Raw genomic sequence first — 1,455 nt, 5'->3', positions numbered from 1 at the left:
CGATCATCATCGAGTACCTGCGCGACCGCTCGAAGAAGAAGCGCGCGGCGGCCGAGGCCCCCGAACAGCGGCGGCAGCAGCCCCCCGCCATGGACATGATCAATCCTCGGTGTTCGTGGCGTAGTCGCGTGCAGGTGCTCGGCCAGCTGTCGATCTGGACGCCCGCGAGAACGTAGGACTCGATGGACTCGCGCAGGCCGGTCATCATGGCTGCGATCACCTGATTGCCCGCCGCGTCGGCGAGCGCCACGTGGAACTGCGCGTCGAGTAGCAGGAATTCCTCGGCCGAGAGAGCTGCGTAGTCCATCGAGTCGAGCAGTTCGACGGCCGCGCTGAGGTCAGGGGCCGGGGTTCGCGATGCCAGGGACTGCATCACCTCGGATTCGAGCACGAGTCGTGTCTTCACCACGTCCGAGACCGGAAACCCTTGTGCTGCAACCTGCATTCGCATCAGCATGGTCATGCCGCCGGTCGGTTTGGCCACGATCATCGCTCCGGACGTCGGGCCGGATCCCGTCTGCGCTTTCAGCAGGCCGAGAGCTTCCATAACGCGCAGGGCCTCGCGGACCGATGACCGTCCGACGCCCAGTTCGGCCGCCAGAATTCTCTCTCCCGGAAGCCGCTGGCCTGGAGAGACCTCGCCTGAAACGAGCCGACGTTCGAGATGGCTCAGTACTTGTTCCCACGCTCGCGGGCCCGGCTCGGTCGGCATGAGGCAAGAGCATAACCGGGTGGGCGTCGTTTATGGGGTGGCCTGTCCGGGGATGTATTACTGTGGTCAGACCACACCGACAGATTGCGGGGATCCACATGCGCGTAGCGCTGTTCGCCACCTGCATCGGGGACACGATGTTTCCCGACGCCGCCAAGGCCACCGCCCTCCTGCTGACCCGTCTCGGGCACGACGTCGTGTTTCCGTCCGGGCAGACCTGCTGCGGGCAGATGCACGTGAACACCGGCTACCAGCCAGGTGCGCTGCCGCTGGTCGCGAACTACGCCGACACCTTCGGTGATGCGTCGATCGACGCGGTTGTCGCACCATCGGGGTCGTGCGTCGGTTCGGTCCGTCATCAACACGAGATCGTCGCCGAGCGCTACGGCACCGCGTCGCTGTGTGGACAGGTGCAGACCGTGAAGGCAAAGACGTACGAGCTTTCCGAATTCCTCGTGGACGTTCTCGAGGTCACCGATGTGGGCGCATACTTCCCGCACCGGGTCACCTATCACCCGACCTGTCACTCACTGCGCATGCTGAGGGTGGGAGACAAACCACTTCAGTTGCTGCGCAACGTCCGCGACATCGATCTGGTCGAACTCCCCGAAGCAGATTCCTGCTGCGGCTTCGGTGGCACGTTCGCCATCAAGAATGCCGAAACGTCGACGGCCATGCTGGCGGACAAGATTCGCCACGTCGCGGACACCGGCGCCGAATTCTGCAGCGCCGGAGATTCCTCC

2 protein-coding genes are annotated in these 1,455 nt (G+C 64.4%); one reads left to right on the top strand and one right to left on the bottom strand.

What is annotated here, in order from left to right:
- Window positions 1-712, bottom strand: a 712-nt coding sequence (locus ABT116_RS45900; RefSeq protein ID WP_351647119.1) for a FadR/GntR family transcriptional regulator, incomplete at its 3' end; no start/stop codon positions are given.
- Window positions 713-810: 98 nt separating this feature from the next.
- Here ABT116_RS45900 and ABT116_RS45895 point away from each other — a divergent pair.
- The coding region (locus ABT116_RS45895) for a (Fe-S)-binding protein (RefSeq protein ID WP_351647117.1) at window positions 811-1,455 on the top strand (645 nt) is incomplete at its 3' end.

Origin of the sequence: Streptomyces sp. NPDC002130 (assembly GCF_040296465.1) — a bacterium.
In the GTDB taxonomy this organism is placed as follows: Bacteria; Actinomycetota; Actinomycetes; order Streptomycetales; family Streptomycetaceae; genus Streptomyces.
The sequence above is the reverse complement of the archived record's forward strand: the minus strand, read 5'-3'. Positions and strand labels throughout refer to the sequence as shown.